Origin of the sequence: Nostoc cf. edaphicum LEGE 07299 (genome assembly GCF_015207245.1) — a bacterium.
Lineage (GTDB): Bacteria > Cyanobacteriota > Cyanobacteriia > Cyanobacteriales > Nostocaceae > Nostoc > Nostoc edaphicum_B.
This window is the reverse complement of record NZ_JADEXF010000308.1, coordinates 1-5,434: the sequence shown is the minus strand read 5'-3', so window position 1 is coordinate 5,434 and position 5,434 is coordinate 1. Positions and strand designations below refer to the sequence as shown.

General features: G+C 42.5%; 6 protein-coding genes and 1 pseudogene. 3 read left to right on the top strand and 4 right to left on the bottom strand.

Going from position 1 to position 5,434, the window contains the following annotated elements:
• On the top strand, positions 1-290 hold a 290-nt coding region (locus IQ229_RS11240; RefSeq protein ID WP_194043711.1), incomplete at its 5' end, for a hypothetical protein.
• A gap of 65 nt (positions 291-355) precedes the next feature.
• Here the strand turns inward: IQ229_RS11240 and IQ229_RS23930 are convergent.
• Positions 356-517 (bottom strand): annotated as a pseudogene (locus tag IQ229_RS23930) (phytoene desaturase family protein); the annotation flags it as partial.
• Here IQ229_RS23930 and IQ229_RS11235 point away from each other — a divergent pair.
• Both IQ229_RS11235 and IQ229_RS11230 read left to right on the top strand, forming a co-directional pair.
• Entirely contained in the window at positions 518-1,492 is a 975-nt protein-coding gene (locus IQ229_RS11235) for a DNA polymerase III subunit delta' (protein WP_194043709.1), read from the top strand.
• Positions 1,493-1,736: 244 nt separating this feature from the next.
• Positions 1,737-2,930: a Coenzyme F420 hydrogenase/dehydrogenase, beta subunit C-terminal domain gene (locus IQ229_RS11230; protein WP_194043707.1), complete on the top strand. Its 1,194-nt coding sequence runs from the start codon at positions 1,737-1,739 to the stop codon at positions 2,928-2,930.
• A 264-nt stretch (positions 2,931-3,194) separates the two neighbouring features.
• On the opposite strand, the gene IQ229_RS11225 is transcribed toward IQ229_RS11230, so the two are convergent.
• The 3 genes from IQ229_RS11225 to IQ229_RS11215 all read right to left on the bottom strand — a co-directional run bounded on the left by IQ229_RS11225 (position 3,195) and on the right by IQ229_RS11215 (position 5,172).
• Positions 3,195-4,205: a WD40 repeat domain-containing protein gene (locus IQ229_RS11225; protein WP_194043713.1), complete on the bottom strand. Its 1,011-nt coding sequence runs from the start codon at positions 4,203-4,205 to the stop codon at positions 3,195-3,197.
• Positions 4,206-4,342: 137 nt separating this feature from the next.
• Positions 4,343-4,636 (bottom strand): hypothetical protein, encoded by a 294-nt coding sequence (locus IQ229_RS11220; RefSeq protein WP_094349593.1) that lies wholly within the window; start codon positions 4,634-4,636, stop codon positions 4,343-4,345.
• A gap of 365 nt (positions 4,637-5,001) precedes the next feature.
• Positions 5,002-5,172: a hypothetical protein gene (locus tag IQ229_RS11215; RefSeq protein ID WP_099099534.1), complete on the bottom strand. Its 171-nt coding sequence runs from the start codon at positions 5,170-5,172 to the stop codon at positions 5,002-5,004.
• Positions 5,173-5,434: the final 262 nt, after the last annotated feature.

Sequence of the window (5,434 nt, the reverse complement as noted above, 5' to 3'; positions counted from 1 at the left end):
GTGGACGAGTATCAAGTGGAGAACTTCTTCAGCTAGTCATTGCTCACGAACAATTTGCTTGGCTACATCGCATTTCTGAGATGGTTGTGCAAGTTGATGAAATGCTCCAAGCAGATGAACCGATATTGCTGGACGATTTCCAAAAATTGATTGCTGATGTCCGTACACTCATTGTACCGTTAGAGACGGGTAATACCTTCGAGAGAAAGTATTACAACGCTCTCCAGCGCGAACCTGGAGCTGTGTTGGCACACGCGGAGATATCCAGATTTCTCACGTCTAAGGTTTGATTGCTAATTTACCCAAACAGTGCTGAGTACAAAATTAAGAATCGTACTCAGCACTTCAGCACTTATCAACCAACTGCCACCAAAGGCTGAGGTATTTCAGCTTTATGCCATACCGATTCTCCTGTCAGCAGTTCTACAACATCCATCCCATTCCCAATCACACCTAGTAGACTTGGATATCCAGCACTTGCTCCGACGAAAAACAGGTTAGATAACTCTGTCGTATAATGACTAACGATCCATTTGCAGCCGTTATCGGACAACAGCAAGCTATAGAATTACTCACTCAGGCTGTCAGACAAAACCGGGTTCCTCCAGCCTATTTATTTGTGGGGCCAGATGGTGTAGGCAGGAGTTTAGCAGCCAGATGCTTTGTGGAATTGCTATTTTCTAATGGGATGGGAGTCACTGCGTCTTTACAAAACCGTTTGCGTCAAGGCAACCATCCAGCTTTATTGTGGGTGCAACCAACGTACCAATACCAGGGACAACGATTAACAGCAGCAGAAGCAGCCGAAAAAGGACTGAAGCGTAAAGCCCCTCCTGTAATTCGATTAGAGCAAATTCGGGAAATTACCGAGTTTTTAGGTCGTCCGCCCTTGGAAGCGCCGAGAAATGTGGTAGTGCTGGAAGAAGCGCAAACAATGGCAGAAGCCGCAGCGAATGCTTTACTTAAAACTTTGGAAGAACCAGGACAGGCGACATTAATTTTAATTGCACCTACACCTGAATCTGTGTTGCCGACTTTGGTATCACGCTGTCAACGCATTCCTTTTTATCGCTTAGATGCACACTCTTTAGCTGTTATACTCACACAAACAGGTCATCAGGAAATTTTGTCAAACCAGGCAGTATTGAGCATAGCAGCTGGTAGTGCGGGAAGTGCGATCGCATCTTATGAGCAATTACAAGCTATTCCCGATGAGTTACTCGAAGACTTGAAAAAAGCGCCTAAATCTTACCGTAACGCCTTAGAGTTAGCCAAAAAAATTGATAAGGATTTAGATACAGAAGCACAACTGTGGTTAGTTGATTATCTTCAGCAATTTTACTGGCAGCAGTGGCATCAACCTAGTATCATTAACCAGCTAGAACAATCTCGAAAACACTTACTTTCTTACGCTCAACCGCTGCTAGTTTGGGAATGTCTGCTTTTATCTGTGTATCAAAAATCAAATTCTATTTCTCCTACTCATCGCTGAGTGAGATTGTATTTCTATAGTTCCTCATCAAAGCCTCAGTACAATATTTAATTAATTCGTAGCAAAATAAATTAAGCAAAACTCTGCGTTCCTACCCTGCGGGAAGGCGAAGCGCCTATGCGTTTACTTTGCGTCCCTCTGCGTTTCAAAATATTACAATGTCTTGTTCATCCTCTATCGTCAAGTTCATAGCGAGTGAAGGTATTGTAATAAAAGCGATTCCTGGATAAAACAAAAAGTTTATATGACCTCAGTTTCTCCTCACAAAAAAGCCAGAGCCTTAAAATCTACCAGCCGCCGCCCTGCGAAAGAACTCTGTAGCGAGTGCGGGCTATGCGATACATATTATATTCACTATGTCAAGGAAGCTTGCGCTTTTATTAATCAGCAAATAGGCGAACTTGAAGAAGAAACACACACGCGATCGCGCCATCTCGAAAACCCCGATGAACTCTACTTTGGTGTTCATCAAGACATGATAGCGGCGAAGAAACAGCAGCCCATCGAAGGCGCACAATGGACAGGTATTGTGAGCAGCATTGCCATTGAAATGCTTAATCGCGGCTTAGTTGAAGGTGTAGTCTGCGTGCAAAACACCAAAGAAGACCGCTTTCAACCCATGCCAGTCATCGCCCGTACCCCAGAAGAAATACTAGCAGCACGAGTAAATAAACCAACACTTTCTCCGAACCTTTCCATATTAGAACAGGTGGAAAAATCGGGAATGAAGCGGCTGTTGGTAATTGGTGTTGGTTGCCAAATCCAGGCATTACGAGCCGTAGAAAAACAACTTGGTTTAGAAAAGCTGTATGTTTTAGGTACGCCCTGCGTAGATAATGTTAACCGCGCCGGATTGCAAAAATTCTTAGAAACCACCAGCAGATCGCCTGATACAGTTGTGCATTACGAATTCATGCAAGACTTCCGAGTTCACTTCAAACATGAAGATGGCTCATCAGAAACCGTGCCTTTCTTTGGCTTGAAGACCAACAAACTCAAAGATGTCTTTGCCCCATCCTGTATGAGTTGCTTTGATTACGTCAACTCCCTAGCCGACTTAGTTGTTGGTTACATGGGCGCACCCTTTGGCTGGCAATGGATTGTAGTTAGAAATGACACTGGTAAGGAAATGCTAGATTTAGTGAAAGACCAGTTAGATACCCAACCAGTAACGTCTAAAGGCAACCGGAAAGAAGCCGTCCAACAAAGTATTCCCGCTTACGATAAAGGCGTTACCCTGCCGATGTGGGCAGCAAAACTGATGGGTGTGGTAATCGAAAAAATCGGCCCCAAAGGTCTAGAGTATGCGCGATTTTCCATTGATTCTCACTTTACTCGGAATTATTTGTATGTGAAGCGCAATCATCCAGAGAAATTAGAGGCGCACGTTCCAGAGTTTGCCAAACGTATTGTTGGGCAATATAAATTACCAGAATAGAAGAGAGACTGGGGCATTGGGCATTGGGCATGGAGAAGAGACAAGGTAGACAAGGAAGAGGGGGGAGATAAGGCAATACAGTTCAGTTAAGCATTTTTTCCTTCTCTCTGGGTTCTCTGCGCCTCTGTGGTTCGTTAAAAAATTGATTTCACATAGGGTTTTAGCCTTAACTGAACCGTATTGGCGTCAAAATGATATCCCCGACTTCTTAAAATAAATCGGGGATATAGTCTACTCTTTGACGATTATTTTGTCCGATCGCTGTTACTTTCGTTTTGTTGGAATCCCCCAAATCTTGATTTTTTGATCGAATCCACCACTGGCAAGAATTTTACCATTTGGACTAAAAGCGATCGCGCTTACCCAGTCTGTATGTCCACTAAGTGTATTTATTAACTCGCCTGTAGTTAAATCCCACAATTTAATTCCATCTCTCCCGGCACTAGCAAGGGTTTGTCCATCGGGATTAAGGGCGATCGCATTTACCCAGTTATTATGTCCTGTAAGGGTGCGGACTAATTCTCCAGTATTAATATTCCACAATTTTATGGTGCGATCGTGGCTAGCACTAACTAATGTTTGTCCATCTGGTGTAAAGATCACATCGCTAACTGCACTAGAATGAGCTGCCAATTCACTGATTAATTTACCCGTACTCAAATTCCACAGCTTGATTACACCCTTATTATCACCACTAGCCAAAGTCTGTCCATCAGGACTAATAGCTAAGGTATAAATCAAATTATCAAAGCGCACTATAGTCCCTAGAGGACGCTGCTGTAGCAAATCCCACATACGAATCCCATCTAAAGCTCCACTGACGAGAACTTTACTATCAGGAGACACCGCTAAAGATAAGACGTTACTGGTATGTCCGACAAAAGAGCGGCTAAATTTGAAATTTTTTAGGCTCCAGAGGTTAATCGTATCGTCATCACTACAGCTAACGAGGGTTTGCCCATCTGGTGAAATCACTAAAGATTCTACGGCTGCTTTGTGTGCTTTGTTAATAGTCGCCAACTTTTTGCCCTTTACTAAATTCCACAGGCGAATTACACCCTCATTTTCTGCACCTCCACTCACAAGCATTCTGCTATCTGGACTGAAAGCGAGGGATTTAACGGTTCCGTTATGTCCTTTGAGTGTGTAAAGTAGTTGAGCATTAGCAAAGTTGGTATTAGCTGGGAAGTTTGGCGTTACTTCTTCAATGGCAGCATGAGCTTGATGAATATAAAACCCTTGCCAGGTATTCACTGGAAGGGCAACAGCTGCCATAAATGCCAGGATAATATACGGCCGCAGAAAATTACCGCCACCTCTTCCCTCACTACTCACTCTTTTTCCTCACTTTTATAGATACAGTTAAACCCAATAAATTTTGCAGAGTTATTTAAGTCATAACTCTGCACATCCTAAAGAGGTGGTTTTTTCTTAGAAACGCTTAACATTGGTAAAGGCGCACTAGAAGAACGAGAGGGCAAATAATGTTGCACTACAGGCTCCTCTGGTAAAGGACGACGCTGCTGAAAACGCCACAACTTAAAGCCTAGCGCTATCCCTGCCGTTCCCAAACCAAAAGCAAACAACGACCAGCTATCATTCAATCCGCCAATCAGGGCATCCATAACGCCCATCGTCATCAGTACACTGATTAGTGGCTCTTTTCGGTAGGTTGACTTCAAAAAACGAGGTAATACAGCATTCATCACAGCTTGGTTGGTTCCAGTTCACCTTTTGTGTATATTTACCAAGAATACCTCACCCATAATTTGCCTTTCTCATTCAAGGCAGACACTAAGTTATGATTTTTTTAGTAGGGGGAGGAAATTTACTCATTAATCGCCTTGCACATATTAGTTGCAAGTCTATGATATTTCAATCGCTAATAGGTATTTCGATTCCTCTCTTGCTTACATTCTAGGGCAGTTATTTATGAATAAGTATAATTAATCTATCAAGGGCGAAGTACTCCGCTATCAATTATTGAAGTCAAAACCAACTGGTTGTTCCAGCTGGTTGAAACTCTTTTAATTCCTAGCTTACAACTTCAAGATTGTGCTTGTTGATGGCACTACTTCAGACCCAGCCATGATAGCACCCCTTGATTGGTGACATATTCAATCACCAGCATCAAACCAAAGCCAATCATTGCAGCTCGGCCATTCAAGCGTTCGGCATATTCGTTAAAGCCAAATTTAGGCTCTTCTAGTTTAGGTGTAATTGTTGGTTGTGTTTGTGTCATCTTTTAAGAAACCTTATTTTTGGCAAACGGGACTTGATATGAGACTTCTGGTAGAAGTCGTGAAAAGTGGGGATAAACGGTAAAAGTTTAAGGAATAAACTCGTTTTTTTACCGTACACTTAGTAGCTTATGAGCTTGATTGCAGTGCTGGAATGCCAAAATGACTTGATAAATTCAGCAACAGCTTCCTAGTAGGGAGCTATACAATAGCTCTTTTAATAAATTGTTACTATTCTTTATATATTGTATAAATACTGGGGCA

Bases quoted from the DNA above. Each gene is read 5' to 3' on its own strand.
- IQ229_RS11235 (WP_194043709.1), top strand. From the start codon at position 518: ATGACTAACGATCCATTTGCAGCCGTTATCGGACAACAGCAAGCTATA.
- IQ229_RS11230 (WP_194043707.1), top strand. From the start codon at position 1,737: ATGACCTCAGTTTCTCCTCACAAAAAAGCCAGAGCCTTAAAATCTACC.
- IQ229_RS11225 (WP_194043713.1), bottom strand. From the start codon at position 4,205: ATGGCAGCTGTTGCCCTTCCAGTGAATACCTGGCAAGGGTTTTATATT.
- IQ229_RS11220 (WP_094349593.1), bottom strand. From the start codon at position 4,636: ATGAATGCTGTATTACCTCGTTTTTTGAAGTCAACCTACCGAAAAGAG.
- IQ229_RS11215 (WP_099099534.1), bottom strand. From the start codon at position 5,172: ATGACACAAACACAACCAACAATTACACCTAAACTAGAAGAGCCTAAA.